Origin of the sequence: Allopontixanthobacter sediminis (genome assembly GCF_009828115.1) — a bacterium.
Classification (GTDB): Bacteria; Pseudomonadota; Alphaproteobacteria; order Sphingomonadales; family Sphingomonadaceae; genus Allopontixanthobacter; species Allopontixanthobacter sediminis.
On sequence record NZ_WTYL01000001.1, the window covers coordinates 1,144,085 to 1,167,044 of the forward strand.

26 protein-coding genes and 1 tRNA gene are annotated in these 22,960 nt (G+C 61.5%); 3 read left to right on the forward strand and 24 right to left on the reverse strand.

Going from position 1 to position 22,960, the window contains the following annotated elements; translation table 11 throughout:
- Positions 1 to 71: 71 nt before the first annotated feature.
- The 9 genes from GRI65_RS05575 to GRI65_RS05610 form a co-directional block, all read right to left on the reverse strand.
- On the reverse strand, positions 72 to 704 hold the full coding sequence (locus tag GRI65_RS05575; RefSeq protein ID WP_160755476.1) for a tetratricopeptide repeat protein: 633 nt from the start codon (positions 702 to 704) through the stop codon (positions 72 to 74).
- A complete protein-coding gene (locus GRI65_RS05580) occupies positions 701 to 1,123 on the reverse strand; it encodes a cytochrome c-type biogenesis protein (protein WP_160755477.1) in 423 nt (140 codons plus the stop codon). Before GRI65_RS05580 ends, GRI65_RS05575 begins: the two co-directional genes overlap by 4 nt.
- Complete coding sequence (locus tag GRI65_RS05585; RefSeq protein WP_160755478.1) at positions 1,120 to 1,647, reverse strand: DsbE family thiol:disulfide interchange protein; 528 nt, start codon at positions 1,645 to 1,647, stop codon at positions 1,120 to 1,122. Before GRI65_RS05585 ends, GRI65_RS05580 begins: the two co-directional genes overlap by 4 nt.
- Positions 1,644 to 3,590: a heme lyase CcmF/NrfE family subunit gene (locus GRI65_RS05590; protein ID WP_160755479.1), complete on the reverse strand. Its 1,947-nt coding sequence runs from the start codon at positions 3,588 to 3,590 to the stop codon at positions 1,644 to 1,646. The genes GRI65_RS05585 and GRI65_RS05590 overlap by 4 nt, the downstream gene beginning before the upstream one ends.
- Entirely contained in the window at positions 3,587 to 4,069 is a 483-nt protein-coding gene (gene ccmE, locus GRI65_RS05595) for a cytochrome c maturation protein CcmE (RefSeq protein ID WP_160755480.1), read from the reverse strand. Before ccmE ends, GRI65_RS05590 begins: the two co-directional genes overlap by 4 nt.
- Complete coding sequence (locus GRI65_RS15100; protein ID WP_202391120.1) at positions 4,066 to 4,206, reverse strand: hypothetical protein; 141 nt, start codon at positions 4,204 to 4,206, stop codon at positions 4,066 to 4,068. The genes ccmE and GRI65_RS15100 overlap by 4 nt, the downstream gene beginning before the upstream one ends.
- The gene (ccmC, locus tag GRI65_RS05600; protein WP_160755481.1) at positions 4,206 to 4,934 is read right to left on the reverse strand and encodes a heme ABC transporter permease CcmC; all 729 of its coding nucleotides are present in this window, start codon (positions 4,932 to 4,934) and stop codon (positions 4,206 to 4,208) included. Before ccmC ends, GRI65_RS15100 begins: the two co-directional genes overlap by 1 nt.
- Positions 4,935 to 5,013: 79 nt before the next feature.
- Complete coding sequence (locus GRI65_RS05605; RefSeq protein ID WP_160755482.1) at positions 5,014 to 6,078, reverse strand: Glu/Leu/Phe/Val family dehydrogenase; 1,065 nt, start codon at positions 6,076 to 6,078, stop codon at positions 5,014 to 5,016.
- 89 nt (positions 6,079 to 6,167) lie between these two features.
- Positions 6,168 to 6,244 (reverse strand) — tRNA-His (locus tag GRI65_RS05610).
- A gap of 206 nt (positions 6,245 to 6,450) precedes the next feature.
- Here GRI65_RS05610 and GRI65_RS05615 point away from each other — a divergent pair.
- The gene (locus GRI65_RS05615) at positions 6,451 to 7,083 is read left to right on the forward strand and encodes a prolyl hydroxylase family protein (RefSeq protein ID WP_160755483.1); all 633 of its coding nucleotides are present in this window, start codon (positions 6,451 to 6,453) and stop codon (positions 7,081 to 7,083) included.
- A gap of 96 nt (positions 7,084 to 7,179) precedes the next feature.
- Here GRI65_RS05615 and rpmE read toward each other — a convergent pair whose 3' ends face one another.
- The 10 genes from rpmE to pyrH all read right to left on the reverse strand — a co-directional run bounded on the left by rpmE (position 7,180) and on the right by pyrH (position 16,579).
- Entirely contained in the window at positions 7,180 to 7,404 is a 225-nt protein-coding gene (rpmE, locus tag GRI65_RS05620; protein WP_160755484.1) for a 50S ribosomal protein L31, read from the reverse strand.
- Between the two features lie 114 nt (positions 7,405 to 7,518).
- Positions 7,519 to 7,992 (reverse strand): 3-hydroxyacyl-ACP dehydratase FabZ, encoded by a 474-nt coding sequence (gene fabZ, locus GRI65_RS05625; protein WP_160755485.1) that lies wholly within the window; start codon positions 7,990 to 7,992, stop codon positions 7,519 to 7,521.
- Between the two features lie 28 nt (positions 7,993 to 8,020).
- A complete protein-coding gene (locus GRI65_RS05630; RefSeq protein WP_160755486.1) occupies positions 8,021 to 8,716 on the reverse strand; it encodes an OmpH family outer membrane protein in 696 nt (231 codons plus the stop codon).
- A complete protein-coding gene (bamA, locus tag GRI65_RS05635; RefSeq protein WP_232843925.1) occupies positions 8,716 to 11,439 on the reverse strand; it encodes an outer membrane protein assembly factor BamA in 2,724 nt (907 codons plus the stop codon). The genes GRI65_RS05630 and bamA overlap by 1 nt, the downstream gene beginning before the upstream one ends.
- 189 nt (positions 11,440 to 11,628) lie before the next feature.
- A complete protein-coding gene (rseP, locus tag GRI65_RS05640) occupies positions 11,629 to 12,747 on the reverse strand; it encodes an RIP metalloprotease RseP (RefSeq protein WP_332872603.1) in 1,119 nt (372 codons plus the stop codon).
- Entirely contained in the window at positions 12,748 to 13,905 is a 1,158-nt protein-coding gene (locus tag GRI65_RS05645) for a 1-deoxy-D-xylulose-5-phosphate reductoisomerase (protein WP_160755488.1), read from the reverse strand.
- On the reverse strand, positions 13,902 to 14,585 hold the full coding sequence (locus tag GRI65_RS05650) for a phosphatidate cytidylyltransferase (protein ID WP_160755489.1): 684 nt from the start codon (positions 14,583 to 14,585) through the stop codon (positions 13,902 to 13,904). Before GRI65_RS05650 ends, GRI65_RS05645 begins: the two co-directional genes overlap by 4 nt.
- Before the next feature lies 1 nt (position 14,586).
- Positions 14,587 to 15,279: a polyprenyl diphosphate synthase gene (gene uppS / locus GRI65_RS05655; protein WP_160755490.1), complete on the reverse strand. Its 693-nt coding sequence runs from the start codon at positions 15,277 to 15,279 to the stop codon at positions 14,587 to 14,589.
- A 16-nt stretch (positions 15,280 to 15,295) separates the two neighbouring features.
- The gene (frr, locus tag GRI65_RS05660; RefSeq protein WP_160755491.1) at positions 15,296 to 15,853 is read right to left on the reverse strand and encodes a ribosome recycling factor; all 558 of its coding nucleotides are present in this window, start codon (positions 15,851 to 15,853) and stop codon (positions 15,296 to 15,298) included.
- Positions 15,854 to 15,856: 3 nt separating this feature from the next.
- Positions 15,857 to 16,579 (reverse strand): UMP kinase, encoded by a 723-nt coding sequence (gene pyrH / locus GRI65_RS05665; protein WP_160755492.1) that lies wholly within the window; start codon positions 16,577 to 16,579, stop codon positions 15,857 to 15,859.
- An 85-nt stretch (positions 16,580 to 16,664) separates the two neighbouring features.
- Between pyrH and GRI65_RS05670 the strand changes: the two genes are divergently transcribed.
- The gene (locus GRI65_RS05670; protein WP_332872605.1) at positions 16,665 to 17,507 is read left to right on the forward strand and encodes a metallophosphoesterase; all 843 of its coding nucleotides are present in this window, start codon (positions 16,665 to 16,667) and stop codon (positions 17,505 to 17,507) included.
- A gap of 69 nt (positions 17,508 to 17,576) precedes the next feature.
- The gene (locus GRI65_RS05675; RefSeq protein ID WP_160755493.1) at positions 17,577 to 17,756 is read left to right on the forward strand and encodes a hypothetical protein; all 180 of its coding nucleotides are present in this window, start codon (positions 17,577 to 17,579) and stop codon (positions 17,754 to 17,756) included.
- A 222-nt stretch (positions 17,757 to 17,978) separates the two neighbouring features.
- Here the strand turns inward: GRI65_RS05675 and GRI65_RS05680 are convergent, their stop codons facing one another.
- The 5 genes from GRI65_RS05680 to GRI65_RS05700 form a co-directional block, all read right to left on the reverse strand.
- Positions 17,979 to 18,734, reverse strand: coding sequence for a sulfite exporter TauE/SafE family protein (locus tag GRI65_RS05680; RefSeq protein WP_160755494.1), 756 nt, complete (start codon positions 18,732 to 18,734; stop codon positions 17,979 to 17,981).
- Between the two features lie 205 nt (positions 18,735 to 18,939).
- Positions 18,940 to 19,866 carry a translation elongation factor Ts gene (gene tsf / locus GRI65_RS05685; protein ID WP_160755495.1) on the reverse strand — a complete coding sequence of 309 codons (927 nt, stop codon included), beginning with the start codon at positions 19,864 to 19,866 and terminating at the stop codon, positions 18,940 to 18,942.
- 115 nt (positions 19,867 to 19,981) lie between these two features.
- Entirely contained in the window at positions 19,982 to 20,731 is a 750-nt protein-coding gene (gene rpsB, locus GRI65_RS05690) for a 30S ribosomal protein S2 (RefSeq protein WP_160755496.1), read from the reverse strand.
- A 575-nt stretch (positions 20,732 to 21,306) separates the two neighbouring features.
- A complete protein-coding gene (pssA, locus tag GRI65_RS05695; protein ID WP_160755497.1) occupies positions 21,307 to 22,149 on the reverse strand; it encodes a CDP-diacylglycerol--serine O-phosphatidyltransferase in 843 nt (280 codons plus the stop codon).
- Positions 22,149 to 22,901: a phosphatidylserine decarboxylase gene (locus GRI65_RS05700; protein WP_160755498.1), complete on the reverse strand. Its 753-nt coding sequence runs from the start codon at positions 22,899 to 22,901 to the stop codon at positions 22,149 to 22,151. The genes pssA and GRI65_RS05700 overlap by 1 nt, the downstream gene beginning before the upstream one ends.
- Positions 22,902 to 22,960 lie beyond the last annotated feature (59 nt).

Consider the following 22,960-nt stretch of genomic DNA (forward strand, 5'->3'; position numbering starts at 1 on the left):
GGCGGTGGCGGCGATTAGCAGCATCACTTTGGACCCGCAACCGATAGCCAACCTACCCTGCCGCTGCGGCATCACTCGCGGACAGCCTGCATCAGCAGTTCATCGAGCCGCGCCATCCGTTCCACCATCTGCGCCCGCCACGGTGCGTCCGCGGGGGCCTGTTCCAGGGTTTCCGCCCACAATTTCCGCGCTTCCAGCGGGCGGCCGGACCGGATCAGCGACACGCCAAGGAAATAGGCTGGACCAGGGTGGTTCGGCAACACGGCCTGCGCCTGTCCATAGGCATACAGGGCAGCGGGCGTCAGCGAGCCATCGGCATGTTCCACCAGAGCGTTGGCAAGTGCCAGCCACGCCTCGCCATCGTTGGAATTCTGCGACACGGCCCCGCTGAGAATGCCCGCCGCATCCTCAAACTGGCCGCGCCGGGCAAAGCCGTCGGCCACGGTGACGTAGCGGCTCGGCGGACGGCTCGGATCGAACATTTGTCGCCGCGCCTCTACCAAAGCCAGATTGCCGGCATTGGCTTCGGGTAAAGGAGTAGTTGGCGAACCCGCCAATCCCGGCGAGCCTTGCAGCGCGTATCCGGCCAGCCCGAACAGCAACGCGGCACCGAACAGCGCCCACCCGCTTCGCGGCAGCTTGACCACGAACGCGGCCAGCACGAACGCGAGCACCGCAAGTGCGATCAAGGGGATCCAGATCATGAACGCGTCCTCAATCGGCGCCAAAGAATAAAGCCTGCCAGCAACACCAGCAGCAGCGGTACCGCGAACAACGGCCACGTCGTCTTGCTCACCGTCGGGGCATAACTGACATAATCGCCGTAACGCGCGACCAACCATGCACGAACGGCCTCCGGCTCTTCCCCGGCGGCAATGCGGGTCCGAACCTGGTGGCGCATGTCGCCTGCCATCGGAGCGTCACTATCGGCGATCGACTGGCTCTGGCACTTGAGACAGCGCAGCGTTTCCATCAGATCCTGCGCGGCGGCCTCCTGCTGCGGATCGGCCAGCTGGTTGTAGGCATAGGGAGCGGGCGGCATGGAATCCTGTGCCGCAACCGGGATTGCCATTGCTGCAAGCCACACGGCCAGCACTTTGAGAAACCTGCGAACGGCGATCATTGTGCCGCCGCCAGTTCGCGCATCAGCACGGGCACATCATCCGCGCGGACATCGCCCAGGTGCTGGTAACGAATGATGCCCTGCCCATCGATCACAAAGGTCTCGGGGACCCCGGAAGACCCTATCGCCAATTGCAATTCGGAAAGATCGTCGGACCCGATCCGGCTATAGGGATTGCCGTAATTGGCCAGGAACCTCGCCACATCCTCGGGCCGGTCGCGAATCGCCACACCGACGATATCCGCGCCCTGCCGGCGGAGCGCTTCAAGATGGGGGGCCTCGGCGACACACGGCACACACCAGCTGGCCCAGACGTTAAGCAGCCGCGGCTTTCCATCGCGCAAATCCTGCGTTGTCAGACCGGGTCGGTCGACGCTCGCCGGTTGCAGATCGAATTGCGGCAAGGGCTCGCCGATCATGGTACTGGCGATGAATTCATCCTTCGGCTGGGTCAGCTGATAGGCCGCGAAGCCAATGAACAGCATGAACAGCGCTAGCGGAACCCAGACTGTCCAGCGGATCATTGGGCCGCCTCCGCTCGCCGGCTTGCCGTGCGCGCCCTGATGCTGCGCCGCTTCAGGTCGGCCATTACCCGCCCGATGAGCGCCAGCACACCGCCGAGCGCGATCAGCATCCCGCCATACCAGATGAAGGTCACGAAGGGTTTCCACCACAAGCGTAGCTGCCAGCGTCCGTCACCAGCCTGGCGCCCGATGACCGAATAAAGCTGGCCGTTCCAGCGAGTGGTCAGGGCGCTTTCCGTAGTTTCTTGAGCGGGTGCCCAGAAATTCCGGGATTGCGGGTCGGTTTCGGTGGCGGCTCCGCCGTCGTAGCTGACCATCAGGCGGCCCTCCAGCGCAGTCCAGTTGGGCCCCGCGGTCGGCCTGACTTCCGCCAGTACGACAGTCCACGGGCCAACCTCGGTACTCCCGCCCACTTCAACGGCGGCCAGCGTCTCCTCGGAAAACGCGGTTTCGCTCGCCATACCGAACAGCGCAACGGCGATTCCGAAATGGGCGATCATCATGCCCCAGGTCGCAATCGGCAGCAGCCGCAGCTTGCGCCCCCGGATCGGCATGAAGCTGGCGATGGCCAGGCCGAGAGCAAGGACCAATCCAAGCAGCGGCAGGATCGCAATCGAGGTCAGCAGTGACACCAGGATCAGCGCCGCGAACGAGACCGATCCCACGATCACAAGCGGCAATCGAATGCGCGCCAGGCTGTCCCGCCGCCAGCGCAGCAGCGGCCCGACCGCCATCACGATCAGCATCGGAACCACGAAGATCGCTCCTACCGGGTTGAAGTATGGCGGCCCGACCGAGACCCTGACATCGAAGGCTTCGGTGACCAGCGGGTATAGCGTGCCGACCAGCACAATCCCGAGGATCGCGCAAAGCATCACGTTGTTGAACACCAGCGCACCCTCGCGGCTGGTCGCAGAGAACCGCTCGCCTTCCGACACCGTGCCCGCGCGCAGGGCGAAAAGCAGAAGCGCGCCGCCGATATACAGGACAAGCAGTCCGAGAATGAAGGTGCCCCGCTCCGGATCGACCGCAAAAGCGTGGACGCTGGTCAGGATGCCAGACCGCACAAGGAACGTGCCGACCATCGACATCGAGAACGCGACCACGCCAAGCATGATTGTCCACGCCCGCAAAGCATCACGGGACGCTAGGACGCTGGCGGAATGGAGCAGTGCAGTTGCTGCTAGCCACGGCATCAGGCTGGCATTCTCTACCGGATCCCAGAACCACCAGCCGCCCCAGCCGAGTTCGTAATAGGCCCAGTAACTGCCTGCGGTGATACCCAGTGTCAGGAAAATCCACGCGCCGAGCACCCAGGGGCGCATAGCGCGCGCAAAATCAGGATTGACCTGCCGGGTGAGCAAGGCGCCGACTGCAAAACTAAACGCGACTGAAAGTCCGACATACCCGATGTATAGGGTTGGCGGGTGGAACACGAGGCCGATATCTTGCAGCAGCGGATTTAGGCCCATGCCTTCCATGGCAGGCACCGGCAGCCGTTCGAACGGGTTGGAACTGAGCAGCAGGAAAGCGTAGAATCCGATCCCCACAAAGGCCTGCGCGGCGAGCGTCGCCAACATGGTCTTTTCCGGCAGGCGGCGCTCCACCGCAGCAATCAATGCGCCAGCGAGCGCCATCACCGTGATCCAGAGCAGCATCGACCCTTCGTGATTGCCGAAGGCACCCGACAGCTTGAACAGCATCGGCTTTTCCGAGTGCGAGTTCATCGCCACCAGCTTTACCGAAAGGTCGGTCTGCGCGAACAGCACCAGCAGCATCAGGAAGGAGAAACCGGCAAGCAGCCCCTGTACGATCGCGGCTGGCCGGACCAATTGTGCCAGTTCAGCCCCGCCTTCCCGCTGTGCGAGTGCGCCAGCGACCAGTTGCAGCGCGGCAAGCGCCGCTGCAAGCCACAATGCCGCAAGTCCGAGTTCAGCGATCACGCGCCGGGATCCTGCGGTCCGGCCGAGGTTTCCGCCACCACTTCGCGCGCTTGTTGCTCGGTCATTTCTTCAAGTTCGCGCGGCACGTAATTCTCATCATGCTTGGCAAGCAGATTGTCGGCCACGAAAGTTCCGCCGGGATCGAGCCGACCTTCCGCAACGACGCCCGAGCCCTCGATGAACAGGTCGGGCAAGATGCCTGCAAAGCGCACAGGAACGGTTGCTTCCCCGTCGCCGACAACGAACGAGAACGTCACGCCGTCAGCTTCGGTCTTGAGCGAACCCGCCTGCACCATTCCGCCCAGCCGCACCGCATCGCCGGGGGTCGGAGGATCGGCAACCATCTGTGCCGGAACATAGAAATAGCTCGCCTGGCTGCGCAGCGCGTACGCGGCCAGCAAACCAGCGCCGACCAGCGCGACCAAGGCGATCACGATGAGGATCAATCGCTGATGTTTGGCCTTAAGTCCGGTGGTCATTTTCGTCTCACTTCATCACGGCGTTTCTCGGCTGCGCGCATGGCGAGCCAGCTCCAGGCGACCAGCGCCAGCGTTGCGATCACTCCCGCCGCATAGGCTGCGACGACGAACAGCTGCTGGTCCAGCCCTTCGCGCATCAGGCTACTTCCGCGCCCAGCGCCCTGCGGCGCAAACGGGCTTCGGTCTGGATTTCAGCCAGCAGCGCGCGCATTCGGGCAAGCACGACGCCGCCGAACAGCAGCGAGAACCCAAGCACTGCAATGAGCAGCGGAATCAGGAATTCGTTATCTATCGCGCTCTTGCCCATCGTGATGCTGGGAGGCTGGTGCAGCGACTGCCACCACACTACTGAACGGTTGATGATGGGGATATTGACCGCCCCGACCAGCCCGAAAATCGCCGGGATGCGGCTGGATCCGCCGTCACGGCTGACCGCCTGCGCTAGCGCGATATAACCGATATAGAGGAACATCAGCACCAGCATCGAGGTCAGCCGCCCGTCCCACACCCACCAGGTGCCCCATGTCGGCCGCCCCCAGATCGATCCGGTGGCAAGGCAGATCACGGTAAAGACCAATCCGGGCACCGCCGCCCCGCGTGCCGCGAGGCTGGCCAGCGGATGCCGCCAGACAAGGAATACGAGGCTGGAAATCGCAATCGCAGTCCAGCCGCCCATGCCCAGCCATGCCGAGGGTACGTGCAGGAACAGGATCCGGACGGTTTCGCCCATCAGCCGGTCGGGCGGCACCCGAAAATAACCCCAGCCAAGCGCCGCAGCCGTGATGATCAGTCCGCTGATCAGCAGTGTCGGGGTAAGCCAGCGCGCGATTTCGAGAAAGCGCTTGGGGTTTGCAAAGCCATGCATTGTTGAGCGTTCCGTGTGGACGCTGCTTTGGCAGGACGCACCACGCCCCGCAAGGGAAACTAGGCGTAAACTACCGGATTTAGCGCCCGATCAGCTTCTGGGCCATCCGGTCTGCAACGACATCGGGTGACACACCGGTTTCATCCGATTGCTGCCAGATTTCCTCCAGTCGGCCAGGGATCTGGACGAGGCGCTTGCGAACTTCGTTGATGTCGCAGGATTCGCCCTTCTGGCGTGCGAGGTATTCCAGCGTCACACTGATGATCCCGCCGGCGTTGATGACGTAATCGGGAGCGTAAAGGATGCCCCGATCCGCCAGCAATTGCCCGTGTCCTGCACGGGCCAACTGGTTGTTGGCTCCTCCCGCGACGATCGCCGCGTCCAGCCGCGCAATGCCTTCGTCATCGAGGATTGCGCCGAGCGCGTTGGGACTGAAAACATCGCAGGCAATGCTCATGACCGCGTCGGGCGCGGCTGTTTCGGCGTCGAGTTCGCTGGCGAGAGCCGCCGCGCGGTCGCGGTTGATATCGGACAGCACCAACCGGGCGCCCTCCTGCGCCAGGAGCCGGGCAACGCCGCCGCCGACGCTGCCGGTCCCCTGCACCGCTACGCGAACCCCGGTCAAAGTATCCTTGCTGAGTTTGTGCCGGACAGCGGCCTTGATGCCGTGAAAAATGCCCATCGCGGTGAACGGTCCGGGATCGCCGCCAGCGGATTCGGCGCCTTCGACCGGAAGGCCGGAGACGTAGTTGGTGCGGCGCGAAACTGCCACCATGTCGGCCTCGGCGATGCCGACATCCTCGGCGGTGACATAGCGGCCATGCAGCGCTTCGACCGCATCGCCGAACGCGGCCAGCAGTTCGGGAGTCTTGCCGCCACTTGCAGGTGCGAGGATCACGGCCTTGCCGCCGCCCATCGGCAAACCGGCCATGGCGTTCTTGTAACTCATCCCGCGTGACAGGCGAAGCGCATCGCGCAGCGCATCCTTGCTGTCGGGGTAGTGCCAGAAACGGGTGCCGCCAGCGCCAGGCCCCAGATGCGTAGAATGCAGCGCAATGATCGCAGTCAGGCCGGACTCGCGGTCCCGCACCAGCTGGACCAGTTCGTGGTCGTCAAAATCCGCTTCGGTCCAAAATGCCGTCATCGATGCCGTCCCGCTGTTGCACGGGCCCACTGCCGGTGGCTGCCGCACTTGATTGCTGCACCCGACCAGGCAGGGTAGATTGGGGAAAATGGGGCGATCGAGGGGTCTTGAACCCCCGACCTCCGGTACCACAAACCGGCGCTCTAACCAACTGAGCTACGATCGCCACATGCCCCAAAGCCTGCCGAATGGCGTGCTATGTAGTGGGGCTGATACGCTTGCAGAAGCGGCGGTCAAGTCGCTTCCAGCAAGGGGGCGAGCCTGTTGCATAGCTACCCTCATTTGGGAAGTAAAAACTTCGCCGGAGTCGATTTTGCGTAAGATTATTACAACGCTTGCCCAGCGGCATCGGTTGGGTCATCTCTGTCCGCGATGTCAGCGCCTTGCGAATCCAGCGCCGAACTTCTGACCCGCGTGCCGGGAGTGCAGCGCATACCATCCAGCAAGCTGGAAATTTTCCAGCTGCGGAATTTCCTCGACACGGACAGTTGCCGCGCGCTGATCGAACTGATTGATGCGGGCCGCCGCCCTTCCACCATCGCGGACGACAATGGCGACCATTATTTCCGCACAAGCGAGACCTGCGACCTCGACCCGGGCGAACCGGCGGTGCAGGAACTGGAACGAAAGCTCCTGGCGCTGTCGGGGATCGAAGCGCGGTTCGGTGAACCGGTGCAAGGCCAGCGCTACGATATCGGCCAGGAGTTCAAGCCGCACACCGACTATTTTGCTCCGGATGGCCGGGATTACGACACTTATTGCTCGGTCGCCGGACAGCGCAGCTGGACCTTCATGGTTTACCTGAACGAAGTTGCGAGCGGCGGCGGCACACGGTTCAAGGTGTTGGGCAAGATTTTCCGGCCCCAGACAGGAAAGTTGCTCTGTTGGAACAACCGGCGCCCCGACGGCAGCGTCAATCCCAACACCCTCCACCACGGAATGAAGGTCCGTTCCGGCGTGAAATACGTGATCACCAAGTGGTACCGCGAAAAGCCTTGGGGCTGAGGCAGGCCATTCTGTAAGGCGACGCAAAAAGGGCGGCCCCTGCAGGCCGCCCTTTTCGTATTTCGCAATGCTGCCGGGCGTTGACCCGGTGCCGGATCACTTCTTGAGAGTGAGCCCGCCGAAACGCTTGTTGAACTGGGCCACACGGCCGCCTTCCTGGATCTGCTGCTTGCCGCCCGTCCATGCCGGGTGGCTGGTCGGATCGATTTCAAGCGTCATGGTGGCGCCTTCGGTGCCCCAGGTGGAGCGTGTCTGAAATTCGGTGCCATCGGTCATTTTGACGTTGATGGTGTGGTACTGGGGGTGCGTATCGGCCTTCATGGCTCAAATCTCCGTGCAGGTGACCGGTACCGACCGGCCTGGCAATGATGGTGAATTGGAAAGGCGCGCCTCTAAGGCGGCGCGCCGTGAATTACAACCGGAAAGTTAGCGGCGTCAGCTCGCGTCCGCTGGAGGATCGGCGATCATCGCAGTGAACTTCACTTCGCTGGCAATCTTGTCACCAACCATCGCGCGGCCCCAGAACTTGCATACCCGTGCCCGTTTCTGGACAAATCCGACATGCAGGTCGAGCAGGCAGCCCGGTTCGACCGGATTGCGGAACTTCGCTTCCTCGATCGCCATGAAGTAGACCAGCTTGCCGGATCCCGCGAGTTCCAGCGTTTCGATCGCGAGGATTGCTGCGGCCTGCGCCATCGCCTCGATCTGGAGTACGCCGGGCATGATCGGGCGTCCCGGAAAATGACCCTGGAAGAACTGCTCATTAAAGCTGACTGCCTTGATGGCGTGGATTTCTTCGCCGATGGTCAGCGATTGGACGCGGTCTACCAGCAGCAGCGGATAGCGATGCGGCAGGGCCTTGAGTATCTGCCCGATATCGTAAGCGGGCGCGCCGCTTGCTTCACTCATGTGCCCTGCCTCATTCTCGCTATTCGGCTTAACGGCCGGTTGGCTGCTGGGGCGCCGGCGTCGCAGCTGGAGCCGTACCGTTCTGGGCAGCCTGGGCCGCGTTTTCCGCCGCCTGCCGTTCGCGCTGTTCGCGCGGCAGCCAACCCGGAGGGGGTACCAGCTGCGCGTTAGGCAGAAGTGCGTCGATCTCGTTGATCACGTCCTGCGTCATGTTGTATTTCGCATCGGCGAACAGCACGGTGCCGGACGACACATCGAGAATGAGCGTGATCTTCCGCTTGGTCGCGGCCGCCTGAACTGCCTTGTCCAATTGATCTTCGATCTGTTCCTGAACATAGGCGCGGCTGAGTGCGACGGGCTGGACCAACTGCTGCAATTCCTGCTGGCCAGCTTGCTGGATCTGCTGAATCTGCTGGGCTTGCTGCTGCAATGTCGCCTGCGCAACATTGGCTTGCTCGTCGGCGCGGAATTTGTCGATCATCGGCTGCAATTGCGCGGACAATTGGTCACGGCGCGCGTTCGCTTGATCGATTTGCGGCTTGTACGTTGTCGGGCGCTGCTGCTCCGCGATCTTGAAAGCGTTCGCATTTGCGACCGCGGCCGGAAGGTTTACAACTCCGATACCCTGGGCAACCTGCTGTGCGGCAACGGGCGCGGCAAGGAAGGGAACCGAGGCAGTCAACATGAGTCCGGCCGCGAAGACCGGCTTGAGAAGAGTTTTCATTAGAATTGTGTTCCTACGTTAAACGAGAATTTCTTGGTGTCATCGCCCTCGACTGTTTTCAGCGCATGGGCGAAATCGATCCGGAACGGCCCAAACGGCGAATTCCAGTTGACCCCGACACCGATCACTACACGTGGGCTCGGGGAATCGCCGACGAAGACTTCGCGGAAGCGGCGACTGGTATCAAAAAACTGCGGATTTGTCGAACCGTCCGGCGCGATCGGGTTGGTGACCGGCAACTGGACCGGATCGCCATCATCATTAACGCCGGGTTGCAGATACAGCAATTCGCCGTTGGCATTCACCTGCGGAATTCCGTTCGGGAAATCCTGCAGGATCGGCTCGGTCACACTGAACAACGCGCCGACATCGGCATAGATCGAGGGACGCAGACCCAGTTCCCGGGCACCGCTGCCGAGCGGTATTTCAAGCTCGACGCGGCCACGGTAATACGCTTTCCCGCCAATGGCGTCGTCGATCAGTGTGTTCTGTTCCCGCGCTTCGTCGATGGTCAGCAGGACGGGCGGCGTCGTCGCATCGTCATCGTCATCGACATACGGGAGGCGAACCACGCGCGGGCCGACGCCGCGAATGTCAAAGCCGCGCAAATCGGGCTCACCCAGGAAAAAGCGGTCGTTCAGGCGAATATTATCGCTGCCCGGCCCGCGGTCCTCGAAGCCCTTGATGTAGCCGCCTTCCGCCGTGGCGGACAGGATGAAACCGTTGAACACGTTCCAGTATTGCGCTGCCCTGCCCCGCGCCCGGAGATATTTTACCGAGCCGCCCAGGCCGGCAAATTCCAGGCCCAGCGACGCAGAGTTACCGCGCGTCGGACGGAACCGGCTGTCGGTCGCATCATACGCCAATGTCGCGCCGAGGATCGAGCTGGTCCGCTTGCCGATCGCATCGCACAGGAACCGGCCCGCCAGGATCGGGTCGCAGGTACGCGTTCCGTCACCGTCACGGTCACTGAAGAACTGGTTCTGATCGAGCGACACGTCATCGTAATTGAAGGTATAGCTGCCGATCAGCGAAAGATATTCGGTCAGCGGTACGCCGAGCCGCAAAGACGCGCCGGTGGTTGCCTGTTCGAAGGTGGTGTTGCGTTCGCTGTTGGCAAAATTGAAGCTGTTGAAATCGCGCCGGTACAAATCGATCCCGGCTGAAATGTTCCGGTCGAACAGGTACGGTTCCGCGAAGCTCAGATTGAACGAGCGCGAATAGCGCGAGTAATTGACGCTGGCACCGACCGTCTGGCCGCGCCCGCGAAAGTTACGCTGGCGGATCGATCCGGACAGGATGAAGCTCTCGATCGAGGAGAAACCGGCTGACAGCTGCAATTCACCCGTCGGCTGTTCTTCGACGTTGGCTTCCAGGATGATCCGGTCGGGCTCGCTGCCGGGCTTCTGTTCGACTTCGAAGTTTTCCTGGAAAAACCCGAGCGACTTGATCCGGTTGGTTGTCCGCTTGACCTGCAGCGAGTTGAACGCATCGCCTTCCGCGACGCGGAACTCCCGGCGCAGAACCTTGTCCTGCGTCAGGGTATTGCCGTTCACATCGACCCGCTCGACATACACTCGCGGTGCCTCCCTCAGGACATAGGTAATGTCCATCGTGAGGTCTTCCTTGTTGCGGCTGAAGTCGGGCTGCACCTCGGCAAACGCATAGCCGAAAGTTCCGGCCAACTCGCTGAGTTGCTCGACGGTGTCTTCCACGGCTTTCGCGTCGTACCAGTCGCCGGATTTCATCCGGAGGTTTTCGGTCATCCGCTCGCTGTCGAAATCGCGCAATTCGCTTTCGACCTTAACATCGCCGAATTTGTAGCGTTCGCCTTCTTCGACCACATAGGTGATGATGAAGTCGCGCTTGTCCGGGGTCAATTCGGCAACGGCCGAGACAACCCGGAAATCGGCGTATCCTTCGGTGAGATAAAACTGCCGCAGTTTCTGCTGGTCGAACGCCAGCCGGTCCGGGTCGTAGCTGGTGTTGGAACTGAGGAAGCTGGTCAGCCGCGCCTGCTTGGTGACCATTTCACCGCGCAGATCGCTATCGGAAAACTGTTCGTTGCCGATGATGTTGATCTGGCGAACCTTGGACTTGGGGCCTTCGGAAATCTCGAACACGATATCGACCCGGTTCTGGCTCAGCTGGACCATCTTGGGTTCGACGGTTGCGGCAAACCGGCCCTGCCGCTTGTACAGCTCGATGATCCTCGCAACGTCGGCGCGGACTTTCGAGCGGGTGAAGATCTGACGGGGGGCAAGCTTGATTTCAGGGACGATCTTATCGTCCTTGATACGCTTGTTGCCTTCCAGGATGATACGATTGATGACCGGGTTTTCCGTGACGTTGATCACGACATTGCCGCCATCGTTGCGCACGCTGAAATTGGAGAACAATTCGGTCGCAGCGAGGTCTTTCAGCGCCTGGTCGGCGTCGGCCTGGGTATAAGGTTCGCCCACGCGCAGCCGGATGTAGCTGAGGATCGTCTGGGCCTCCAGCCGCTCCGAACCTTCGACGGTAATCGTCTGGATGATGTCCGAGCGCGGCGCGGCCGGCGGTGGCGTCAATTGCGGAACCGTGACCTGCGGGGTCGCCGGTTGGGGTGCCGGTGCCGAGGTGTCCTGCGCTGCCAACGCGGCAGGCATTCCGGCCAGTATCGTCCCGCCCAGCAAGGCCAGCGCGAGACGCGCGGCAGGTTTCAAATGTTGTTCGCCTGCCATTGTCCGTCCATTCATTGACGCGGGTATCCCGTCCAAATTACAAATTACCAGTGCATCCGCCAGACCGGCCAATCGGACCGAGACGGCGGAAACAAGTTTGCCGCCCTCTGCCCGATGCCGCGCCCCCAATCAAGCAGTGCAACGCGCCATCCCCCGCGCAAATACTTCGATCCCCCGCGAATACCTCGCCTAGCTACCGAAAACCGGCAGCGAGAGGATGTCATTCGCCGTAACAAACACCATCAGTCCAAGCACCAACGCCATTCCCACCCGAAATGCCATATCCTGGCCCCGGGCCCCGACCGGCTTCCGGCGAACAGCTTCGGCCGCGTAAAAAGCAAGGTGTCCGCCATCGAGACCGGGGATTGGCAGGAGGTTAATGAATGCCAAGTTAATTGAAATCAGCGCGACAAAGCCGATGAACGGCAAAAGCCCGAGGGACAGCTGTTCGCCGGAATATTTCGCTATTTTTATGGGGCCGCCCAGTTCCTTCACCGAACGGTCGCCGGATATGATCTGGCCCAGGCCGCTCACCATCATGGTGGTGATCTTCCAGCACTCGGATGCGGCATAGCTGACGGAGTCGAGTGGTCCGAGTTGGACGAACTCACCGGAATTGGGCATCACACCGATCTGTCCGACGCGCCCTTCATTACCGAACTGGTCGGTCCGGATAACGCTTTGGGCGGTGATCGGGATCGTGACCATGTCGCCGTCACGCTCGACAGACATGACGAGTTCGCGGCCGGGGAAAGGCAGGATTTCGTCAACCACCTCGTAGAAATCCCCAACCGGCTTACCGTTAAGCGCGGTAATCCGGTCACCGATTTCAAGACCGGCGTCTCGGGCGACCGATTGCTCCGAAAAGCCCCCGACGACCGGCGCGATCACCGGCTTGCCGATCGCCATGGCGAACGCGGCGAAGATTGCGATCGCGACAATAATGTTGGTCGCGGGACCAGCAAAAACGATCAGCGCCCGCTTCCACAGTTCCGCTTTGTGGAAGCTGCCATCGAAAGGTTCTTCGGAAGCTGACCCGCGCACAGAGGAGTCGGGCATACTCGCCGCGTTCATGTCGCCCTTGAACTGGACGTAGCCGCCAAGAGGAAGTGCGGACAGTTTCCACCGGGTTCCGCGCTGGTCGGTAAACCCGGCCAGTTCCTTGCCGAAGCCAATAGAAAACGCATCGGCCTTAACGCCGAAAAACCGTCCGACCAGGTAATGGCCGAATTCATGGATCGTCACCAGCGGTCCCAGCAGCAGCAGGAAACCGATCAGGTACATCCAGAAAGGAGGCGATTCGAACACTCAGCAGGACTCCAGTAACTGCGCCGCCCGATGGCGGGCTTGCCGGTCCACGGCCAGCACATCCTCGAGGGTGGCTGGCGCGGGCGGGATTTCTTGATTCAGGGCTTGCTCCACCAATACCGCGATATTTGTGAACCCTATCTTACCGGCAAGGAATGCAGCCACCGCGATTTCGTTCGCCGCGTTGAGCACTGCCGGCGCCGCGCCCCCGGCCCGTGCGGCCTCGCGCGCCAAGCGGGTTGCGGGGAAAAGCTGCTCGTCCGGCGTAAAGAAACTCAGCTCGCCGATTGCCGGCAGGTCCAGCGGCGTACAGGGGGTGTCCATCCGCTTTGGCCAGGCGAGGCAGGATGCGATCGGCACCCGCATGTCGGAGGGGCCGAGCTGTGCGAGTGTCGATCCATCTCGATACTCGACCATCGAATGGATCACGCTCTGTGGGTGGATCACGATCCGTAACCGGTCCAAGCCGACGGGAAACAGGTGGTGCGCCTCGATGAATTCGAGGCCCTTGTTCATCATCGTGGCGGAATCGACACTGATTTTGGCGCCCATGTCCCAATTGGGATGCGCGACGGCCTGTTCCGGCGTTGCTGCCGCCAGTTGCTCAGCGGTCCAGGTCCGGAAGGGCCCGCCACTGGCGGTCAGGGTGATCCAGCGAACCTCCGCCACATCGTTGCCCTGCAGGCACTGGAAGATCGCGTTATGTTCGGAATCGACCGGCAACAGCGTTGCTCCGGTGCGGGCGATTGCTGCCGTCATGACGTCACCGGCGGATACCAGTGCTTCCTTGTTAGCGAGAGCAATTGTCCCGCCCGTTTCAATCGCCGCCATCGTGGGGGCAAGACCGGCACAGCCCACGATTGCCGCGATCGTCACGTCCACCGGGCGTGCAGCAGCCTCGCACAGCGCGGTGACCCCGCCCGCAGCCTCTACACCGCTGCCAGCGAGGGCTTCGCGCAGTTCCGGCAGGCAGCTCTCGTCGCTGACCACGGCAATTTCCGCGCTGAATTCACGGGCCAGCACCGCGAGTTCCTGTGCGCTGCAATTCGCGGTTAGCGCGGAGACGCGCCAAGCTTCGGGGTTGCGGCGCACGAGGTCGAGGGTTGAGGCACCTACCGAGCCGGTCGCGCCGAGGATGGAAATCGACCTCTTGCTCATAGCAACGTACTCAGCACTCCGACAACCAGCGCGACGGGAAGCAGCCCGTCCACCCGGTCGAGCACTCCGCCATGTCCGGGGATGAGCTTCGAGCTGTCCTTTACGCCCGCTTTCCGTTTCAGCCAGCTTTCGAAGAAGTCGCCAATCTGCGCAATCACCGCGAGAACCGCGCCCACAATCGCGGCGCCCAATGGCTGTTCCCACGTTGCGTCGAGCCGCGCGGGCAGCAAGAACTGTGCGCTGAGATACAGCCACAATCCGGCGCACAGCATCGCGCCGATAAGGCCGGCCCAGGTCTTCGACGGGGATATCCGCCGCGCGATCTTGGGCCCGCCGATCGTCCGGCCGAACAGGTAGCCGCCGGTATCGGTGGCAATCACGACCCCGAGCACGGCGATCAGGTAGTAGGATTCAAGCTGCGCCAGCACCCCCGCCGCGACGAAGATATAGGCCGCGCCCGCAAGGATCGCGGCGAGCCGGAACGAAATGTTGCCCGTCGCCTTCACGATCAGCAACACCAGTTCGACAAAAGCGATCAGCGCCACGACGCCGATGAAGGTGTCAAGGACCGTGCCGCCGAAATAGAATGCGGTCCCTGCCAGCGCCAACATCACCGCCGCCGAGATCAGCCGCACAAGCAAATCCGACGCGCCCTTTGCTGTCCCATTTGCGGGAGTCATCTCAGCGTCCGCCAAAGCGCCGCTCCCTGGTAGCGAAATCGTCGAGCGCGTTCTGCAAATGCTCAGGGGTGAAATCGGGCCACAACACGTCGGTAAAACTCATTTCTGCATAAGCTGCCTGCCATAGCAGGAAATTCGACAGCCGTACCTCGCCCGATGTCCGGATCAGCAAGTCGAGCGGCGGCAGGTCTGCTGTATCGAGTTCAGCGGCAATGCTCTCCGCCGTAATAGCACCCTTCACCGCCGCCTTTGTCGCAGCCCGGGCGATTTCCTGCTGCGAGCCGTAATTTAGCGCGACCGCAAGAATGTTGGAACCACCCGAGGTCTGTTCCAGAGCATCTTCGAGCATGTGGACGATATCGGGCGCAAGCCCTTGCCAATCACCGATAATTTTCAACCGGACATCGTTGGCAATGAATTCGGGAAGGTCCGATTTGATGAACTTGCGCATCAGGTTCATGAGGTCGGACACTTCATCGTCCGGCCGGTTCCAGTTCTCGCTCGAGAAAGCGTAGAGCGTCAGGCACTCGACCCCCATGCTCTCGACACTGCGGACCAGCCGGCGCACCGCTTCCACGCCGCGCTGGTGGCCCATCGCTCGCGGCAGATGCTTGCGCTTCGCCCAGCGGCCGTTGCCGTCCATGATGATGGCGACGTGTTTCGCCCTGGTCACAGAGCCTCGTCTCGCGAACATATATCCAGCCGCTGCATCACTGCGTCAGGATTTCCGTTTCCTTCGCGGTTGCCGCGGCATCGGCGTCCGCGACGTATTTATCGGTCAGCTTCTGCACGTCGTCCTCGAGGCGCTTGCGTTCGTCCTCGGAGATTTCCTTCTTCTTCTCGTCATCCTTGAGGGATTCCATCCCGTCGCGGCGAACGTTGCGGATCGCGATCCGCGCTTTTTCGGCATACTGACCGGCCAGCTTCGCCAGATCCTTGCGGCGGTCCTCGGTCAGGTCCGGGATCGGCAGGCGAATGGTCTGCCCGTCCGTCATCGGGTTGAGGCCCAGCCCCGCCTTGGCGATGCCCTTTTCCACCGCGCTGACGTTGCCCTTGTCCCACACCTGGACGCTCAGCATCCGCGGTTCGGGGGCGGAGACGGTCGCAACCTGGCTCAACTGCATCATTGCGCCGTAAACTTCGGCGACCACGGGATCGAGCAACGCAACATTGGCGCGGCCGGTCCTGAGGCCGCTAAGATCGCTCTTCAGCGAATCCACCGCGCCCTGCATCCGCCGTTCGATATCGGCTTTGTCGTATTTTGCCATGTCTCAGGATTCCTCTTGTACTATGGTCTGAACGCCTTCGCCCGCGAGCACCTTGGCCACGTTGCCCCGTTCGCGGATTGAAAAGACCACGATGGGAATGTCGTTTTCCCGGCACAGCGACACGGCCGCAGCGTCCATAACCTTCAGATTGTCGGATAGCACCTTGCCATAAGTGATTGTGTCGAAACGGACCGCGTTTGGAAACAGTTTCGGATCGCGGTCATAGACGCCGTCGACACTGGTGCCCTTCAGCAGCGCATCACAGTTCATTTCCGCCGCCCGCAGCGCCGCGCCGGTATCGGTGGTGAAAAACGGGTTTCCGGTACCTGCCGCGAAAATCACGATCCGCCCCTTTTCCAAGTGCCGTTCGGCCCGGCGGCGGATGTAGGGTTCGCACACCGAAGCCATCGGAATGGCCGACTGCACCCGCGTCGGCACGCCAAGCTTTTCCAGCGCGTTCTGCATCGCGAGCGCGTTCATCACGGTGGCAAGCATGCCCATGTAATCGCCCGTGGTCCGGTCCAGACCGCGCGCTGCCCCCGCAACCCCGCGAAAGATGTTGCCGCCGCCAATGACCAGGCAGACCTCGAGGCCGGTTTCCATGGCCGCCTTCACTTCTTCCGCAAGCCGCACGACATAAGCCGGATCAATCCCGTATTCCTGCTCCCCCATCAGCACCTCGCCCGACAGTTTCAGCAGGATGCGTTTGTATTGCGGGGCTGTCATAGGGTAGGTCATTCCGGTTAGAGGTAGGTGCGGGCGCTGTCCTTAGCCGCACGAGGCTTACGGCGCAAAGGGAAAGCCTGTGGAAGTGAACAAGCGGCGCCCGTTCCGGTGGCGCAACGTAGCGATTGGACTGGCGCTGGTGTTTGCGCTCGGTTGCGGCAAGGCGTGGGCGGATACGATGGCAACGCCGCAGGTGGAACGCACCAGCGTGACCATAAGGGGCCTGCCCGCCAACGCGCCGCCGCTCCGCATCGCCCTCATCAGTGACATCCATGTGGCCGGGCCGGATATGCCCCCCGAACGGCTGGAGGAGATCGTCGCGCAGGTCAACGCGCTGGAGCCGGATATAGTCGCCATCGCCGGGGACCTCGTCAGCGAAAAGCGAACCGCCACGCATATCTATACTCCGCAGCAGATCGTCGCCCCCCTCGGCAAATTGCGTTCGCGGTTTGGAACCTTCGTGGTGCCGGGCAACCACGATCACTGGTTCGACATGCCGGGCCTTGCGCGGGAACTGGGCGCGAACGGCATCACGCTACTGGCGAACGAGGCGGTGGTGGCCGGTCCACTGGCGATCGGTGGTCTGGACGATGCCTACACTCGACGCGCCGACCTGCGAGGTACGTTGGCGGCGATGGAGGGACTGGAGGGCGTGCGGATCATCCTGAGCCACAGTCCTGACCCCTTCCCCCGCGTGCCGCGCGGCGTGCCGCTGATGCTCGCTGGACACACGCATTGCGGACAGGTCGCTTATCCCTGGGGAGGAGCGCCGGCGACCATGTCCGATTACGGCAACCGCTATGCCTGCGGGCGAGTGGACGAAAATGGAAAGACGCTGGTCGTCGGCGCAGGCCTTGGCACAAGCTTGCTGCCGCTAAGGCTGTTCACCCGGCCGACGATCTGGTTGATAGAACTGCGGGGAAAATAGAGCGATACGCCGAACGCAAGGAGGCCGCCAAACTGGCGGCCTCCTGCTTAGGTCTGACAAGTATCAGTCTTGCTGACGCTCGCGACTCTGACCTTCAGTGGACGAGTCCTGACTTCCGGGCTGCCTAGACCGTTCCTGCTGTTCCTGCTGGCCCTGGTTTTGGCCGGTCTCACCAGCTTGGCCCGGTCGGCGGTTCTGACCTTGCTGGTCCTGACCAGCCTGATTCTGGCCCGCTTGATTCTGGCCTGAGTGGTTTTGCCCTGCCTGGTTCTGACCGGTCTGGGTTTGGCCATCCTGGCCCTGGTTTGCCTGGTTCTCGTTTGACTGGTTACGATCGTTGTTCATGACATCCTACTCTTTCTACCTTCTTGAAGAGGCAGGAGAAATACGGATATCGCGATTTTTGGTTTCGGCGTCCGAGACGAACCGAAGGTTTTTTGCGCCGGAAGATTTTGCAGTCAAAGAAGCACGTTACGTGAAGGCTTTGATGATCCCGTAACCGCTGGTGATTGTCAGGATGACGCCGACCAATAACAGTAAGGGCTTGGCGGGGATGCGCTTCGCCACGACTGCACCAAGTGGTGCGGCGATCACTCCGCCGATCAGCAGGCCGACCGTCGCTTGGGTTACCACCTCGAAGCCAAGTGACAGCAGGAAGGTCACGGAAATCGCAACGGTCAGGAAGAACTCGGCACTGTTGACCGTGCCGATCGTCTTGCGCGGCGAAGCACCCTGAACCAGCAGGTTCGAGGTAACCACGGGCCCCCAGCCGCCACCGCCAGCGGCATCGAGGAACCCACCCGCCAATCCGAGCGGGGCAACATAGCGCGGCTGCTTCAACTGCGGCGGATAACGCCAGCCGCGATAGACCAGCACCAGACCGATCGTGGCGAGATAGGCTAGAATGAACGGCTTGATGACTGCGGCATCGACATTGCTCAGCACATAGGCGCCGATAATACCGCCAATGACGCCCGGGATCGCGAGCCGCCGGAACAATGTCCAGTCGATGTTCCGGTGATGCAAGTGGCTGAGGCCCGATACTCCGGTTGTTACGCATTCGACCGCGTGCACCCCGGCGGAGGCTACTGCCGGCGGAACCCCCAGGCTGATCAGCACGGTCGTGGAGATCACCCCGAAAGCCATGCCCAGCGCTCCGTCGACGAGCTGCGCCGCGAAGCCGACGAGGATGAAGATCAGCAGGGTGTTGGAAATGAACTCCGGCATCGCAATGACCCCGATGGCACGGCCGGAAAGGTTCCACCGCTAATCAAACGGGATTTGCTGCCAAACCCTCCGACGCACAAGTCGATTTGCGCTTCTATCAGGAGAACCAGATGTTTCTTGCCAGCGCCCTTCCTGCCACAAACGAAAAACGGGCAGGATGACCTGCGTCACCCTGCCCGTTTGGCGTTCAAGTGCTTGCTACAGCTTAGCCTTTGACGGCTGCGGCAACCTCCGCCGCGAAGTCGCTTTCTTCCTTCTCGATACCTTCACCCAGCTGGAAGCGGACGTAGTCGGTCAGGGTGATCGCGGTACCCGCGTCCTTGGCGGCCTTGGCAACCACGTCTTCGATGGAGGTCTTGTTGTCCATGACGAAGACTTGGCTGAGCAGCGCGTTTTCCTTGGCGAACTTCTTGATCGCGCCGTCGACCATTTTGGCCTGCACATCAGCGGGCTTGCCGCTTTCAGATGCCTTTTCAGCGGCGATTGCGCGTTCGCGTTCGATCAGGTCTGCATCGAGCCCTTCGGCGTTCAGCGCCTGTGGGAATGCTGCAGCAATATGCATGGCGAGCTGTTTGCCCAGCGGTTCGAGCACGTCGGCACCGGCTTCGCTTTCCAGCGCAACCAGCACGCCGATCTTGCCGAGGTTGGTAGCCGCGGCGTTGTGCACGTAAGGCACGACGATGCCGCTGTTCACTGAAACGCTCTTGAGCCGGCGGACCTGCTGGTTTTCACCGATGGTAGCGACATTGTCGGTCAGCTTGTCAGCGACAGTGCCGCCGCCGGGATAGGCCGCCGACTTGAGCGCGTCGACATCATCGCCGGACACATCAAGTGCGGCTTCGGTGGTCTTGAGGACGAAATCCTGGAACTGTTCGTTCTTGGCGACAAAATCGGTTTCGGAGTTCACTTCAACCGCGACACCCTTGGTGCCTGAAACGGCGACACCAACGAGGCCTTCTGCGGCTGTCCGGCTCGATTTCTTCTGGGCAGCAGCGAGACCCTTGGCACGAAGGGCGTCAACCGCAGCTTCGATGTTGCCGTCGTTCTCGTCGAGCGCCTTCTTGCAATCCATCATGCCCGCGCCGGTCTTGTCGCGCAGGGCTTTTACGTCAGCGGCAGTGTAAGCAGCCATCAGATGTATCCTTCTCTAAATGATTTCGAGCGCCGGACCGTCAGTTCCTGACTGGTCCGGCGCCCTAATTAGCAAATGTGACGGTTCGGGTTCCTTAGCGGAGCCCGGGCCGTTCTCAGGCGGTGGCTTCCGCCGGTGGCTCAGCCATTTCGCCGACATCGACGCCGGAGTCGACAACGGCGCCGCCCTTGCCCGCGATGACCGCATCGGCGATCGCGTCGCAATACAGGCGCACAGCACGGCTGGCATCGTCGTTACCCGGAACCGGGAAGGAAATGCCCGAAGGATCGACATTGGTGTCGAGGATCGCAACGACCGGAATACCAAGGACGTTGGCTTCCTTGATCGCGAGTTCTTCCTTGTTCGCGTCGATCACGAACATCACGTCGGGAATGCCGCCCATGTCGCGGATACCGCCGAGGGAATTTTCCAGCTTGTCGCGCTCACGCGTCAATTGCAGGACTTCCTTCTTGGTCAGGCCCGAGGTTTCGCCGGAAAGCTGCTCTTCAAGCGACTTGAGCCGCTTGATCGAACCGGAAATGGTCTGCCAGTTGGTCAGCATGCCGCCGAGCCAGCGGTGGTTTACGAAATGCTGGCCGCTGCGGCGGGCCGCTTCGGCGATCGGATCCTGTGCCTGGCGCTTCGTGCCGACGAACAGGACCTTGCCGCCCGAACGGGCGGTGGAGGTGACGAAATCGAGAGCGCGCGCGAACAGCGGCACGGTCTGCGACAGGTCGATGATGTGAACACCGTTACGCGCGCCGAAAATATACGGCTTCATGCGCGGATTCCAGCGGTGGGTCTGGTGGCCGAAATGCGATCCGGCCTCGATCAGTTGCTGCATTGAGACGGTAGGTGCCGCCATAAGATAATTCCTTCCGGTTGTTCCTCTGGAAAGCTGGAACCCGTTGCGGCCGAGGCGAACCTCAATTCCCGCGTCAGGCACCGGTATGTGGCGCTTTCCATGTGAATTTGACCGCCCCGGTCTTACGAACTTTCGCAAGGGAATCGCGGCGGACGCGGCGCTTTAGCGGGGACTTTCCGAAAATGCCACCCTGTAAAAAGCGCCCGAGCGGGAAACTTGGTCCAAAATGCTCTTGACTCGCCGGAACAAATATAGAACATAGATCATATCGGGAACAAACAGCTTTATAACGTAGTTTCCCACTAGTTATCCACAGTCGGTCCGCCGGTTTCACCTCGGCGACTGAGGGCTTTGAAAGAAAGTTATCACGATGACCGGAGTTCTGATTGTCGCCTTTTTCGCTGCAGTAGCCGTTCTCGCAGTGGCTGTGTTGACCGACAGCGGTCTGCGGGGCCTGATGGCCTACCGTGACCTGAGCATGCGGGTCCGCTGCGACGAGCAATATGTTTCCGTGATGGACAAGATCGCCCAGTTCGAGCTTACCCAAGTCGAACCCGCTTTCAGGATGCGCGAAATTACTCGCGGATCGGCACCGCGGCTTGTTGGTCGACGGAGAGAGACGAAACTCCGCGTTGCCGCTTGATCCGGCCATATTTGATTACGCCGTAAGGTACCAGCACCATATATCCGGCTGAGATGATCGCCAATGTCCACCACGGTTCGAGCAGCAGGGCGGCGAAGATAATCCCCACCAGTGCGATGAGTTCCAGCCGGACGTTGCGGCGCGGCCTCAAGGACGTCCAGCTAAGCGTTGCCACATTCGAAATCATCAGGAACGCGATCAGCGCCATCCAGATGCTCATCGCAACAGGGTTACGGAACAGTTCCTCTCCGGTGGCCATCCAAAGGTAAAACGGCAGGAACGCGAGACCGGCGCCCACGGGTGCGGGAATACCGGTAAGGAAGCCCGCAGATTTGTGCGGCTGGTCATCGGTATCGATCTGGGCGTTGAACCGAGCCAGGCGCAGGGCACAGCATATCGCGAAAGCAAGTGAAGCGAACCAGCCAATCCGCGGGATATCCTGCAACGTCCAAAGATACAGGATCAACGCCGGCGCCATGCCGAACGAAAGCGAATCCGCCAGGCTGTCCAATTCCGCCCCGAATCGTGACTGGGCCTTGAGCAGGCGGGCGATCCGGCCATCGATGCCGTCGAGCACCCCGGCAAGGATCACGGCGTAAATTGCCTCCGGCCAATCGCCCGATATCGCGAAACGAATGCCGGTAAGTCCGGAACACAGCGCCGCAGCGGTAATCGCGTTGGGCACGACAGCCCGTAGCGAGAGCCCCTTCGGACCGCGGCCCCGCTGGGGGATCTCGTCCTCGGTGGATTTAGGTCCTATCCGCGGGTCATCCATCAATGCGCAATACCTTCCAGCAATTGCTGTTTTCCGACCTCGGCGAGAACAGTCTCACCCGCGATCATTTTCTGGCCAACCATGACTTTCGCGTCAGTGCCAGCGGGCAAATAGACATCCACCCGGCTGCCGAAACGGATCAAGCCGACACGCTGCCCCACAGCCACCATGTCACCCGGCTTTACGAACGGAACAATCCGCCGCGCGACCAGGCCGGCGATCTGGGTAAAGCCGATCGCGACGCCGTCGCCGCGCTCCATCAGGATGTGCTGACGTTCGTTCTCTTCGCTGGCCTTGTCGAGATCCGCGCTCATGAACTTGCCGGGCATGTACACCAACCGCCGAACCACGCCGCCGATCGGAGCCCGGTTAATGTGAACATCGAAGACGCTCATGAATATCGAAATCCGAATGACCGGACCTGGAGGTAGGCCAAGCATGCCGGTGCCATCGTCGCCCTGAAGTTCTGCGGGCGGTTCGACCTCCGCAATCATCGAGACAAGGCCGTCCGCCGGGGAGACGATGCAATTATCGCCTTGCGGCACCACCCTCTCCGGATCACGGAAGAATGCGAACACCCCGGCGCTCAGCGCAAGCAGCGGCCAGCCGATCAGTTCCCAGTCGAAGATGAGCAGAAACACCAGACTGATCGCCGTTGCAATCAGGCCAATCTTTCGTCCTTCGGGGTGGATAGCGGGCCATTGCCACGCTGCATCGCCCCGGCCCTTGTTGTCGAGAAGTTCTCCGGCCATGTCACATACCTAGGGGTTGGTGCCGGATGCGACAAGCGCTCAAGCGCCATTGCCTCGGA

Bases quoted from the DNA above. Each gene is read 5' to 3' on its own strand.
- GRI65_RS05605 (WP_160755482.1), bottom strand. From the start codon at position 6,078: ATGACGGCATTTTGGACCGAAGCGGATTTTGACGACCACGAACTGGTC.
- GRI65_RS05575 (WP_160755476.1), bottom strand. From the start codon at position 704: ATGATCTGGATCCCCTTGATCGCACTTGCGGTGCTCGCGTTCGTGCTG.
- GRI65_RS05700 (WP_160755498.1), bottom strand. From the start codon at position 22,901: ATGGCCGGAGAACTTCTCGACAACAAGGGCCGGGGCGATGCAGCGTGG.
- GRI65_RS05630 (WP_160755486.1), bottom strand. From the start codon at position 8,716: ATGAAAACTCTTCTCAAGCCGGTCTTCGCGGCCGGACTCATGTTGACT.
- GRI65_RS05645 (WP_160755488.1), bottom strand. From the start codon at position 13,905: ATGAGCAAGAGGTCGATTTCCATCCTCGGCGCGACCGGCTCGGTAGGT.
- rpmE (WP_160755484.1), bottom strand. From the start codon at position 7,404: ATGAAGGCCGATACGCACCCCCAGTACCACACCATCAACGTCAAAATG.
- GRI65_RS05615 (WP_160755483.1), top strand. From the start codon at position 6,451: ATGTCAGCGCCTTGCGAATCCAGCGCCGAACTTCTGACCCGCGTGCCG.
- fabZ (WP_160755485.1), bottom strand. From the start codon at position 7,992: ATGAGTGAAGCAAGCGGCGCGCCCGCTTACGATATCGGGCAGATACTC.
- bamA (WP_232843925.1), bottom strand. From the start codon at position 11,439: ATGGCAGGCGAACAACATTTGAAACCTGCCGCGCGTCTCGCGCTGGCC.
- ccmC (WP_160755481.1), bottom strand. From the start codon at position 4,934: ATGCATGGCTTTGCAAACCCCAAGCGCTTTCTCGAAATCGCGCGCTGG.
- GRI65_RS05680 (WP_160755494.1), bottom strand. From the start codon at position 18,734: ATGCCGGAGTTCATTTCCAACACCCTGCTGATCTTCATCCTCGTCGGC.
- GRI65_RS05650 (WP_160755489.1), bottom strand. From the start codon at position 14,585: ATGACTCCCGCAAATGGGACAGCAAAGGGCGCGTCGGATTTGCTTGTG.
- GRI65_RS05585 (WP_160755478.1), bottom strand. From the start codon at position 1,647: ATGATCCGCTGGACAGTCTGGGTTCCGCTAGCGCTGTTCATGCTGTTC.
- tsf (WP_160755495.1), bottom strand. From the start codon at position 19,866: ATGGCTGCTTACACTGCCGCTGACGTAAAAGCCCTGCGCGACAAGACC.
- GRI65_RS05580 (WP_160755477.1), bottom strand. From the start codon at position 1,123: ATGATCGCCGTTCGCAGGTTTCTCAAAGTGCTGGCCGTGTGGCTTGCA.
- frr (WP_160755491.1), bottom strand. From the start codon at position 15,853: ATGGCAAAATACGACAAAGCCGATATCGAACGGCGGATGCAGGGCGCG.
- uppS (WP_160755490.1), bottom strand. From the start codon at position 15,279: ATGTTCGCGAGACGAGGCTCTGTGACCAGGGCGAAACACGTCGCCATC.
- ccmE (WP_160755480.1), bottom strand. From the start codon at position 4,069: ATGACCACCGGACTTAAGGCCAAACATCAGCGATTGATCCTCATCGTG.
- pssA (WP_160755497.1), bottom strand. From the start codon at position 22,149: ATGGATGACCCGCGGATAGGACCTAAATCCACCGAGGACGAGATCCCC.
- pyrH (WP_160755492.1), bottom strand. From the start codon at position 16,579: ATGACAGCCCCGCAATACAAACGCATCCTGCTGAAACTGTCGGGCGAG.
- rpsB (WP_160755496.1), bottom strand. From the start codon at position 20,731: ATGGCGGCACCTACCGTCTCAATGCAGCAACTGATCGAGGCCGGATCG.
- GRI65_RS15100 (WP_202391120.1), bottom strand. From the start codon at position 4,206: ATGCGCGAAGGGCTGGACCAGCAGCTGTTCGTCGTCGCAGCCTATGCG.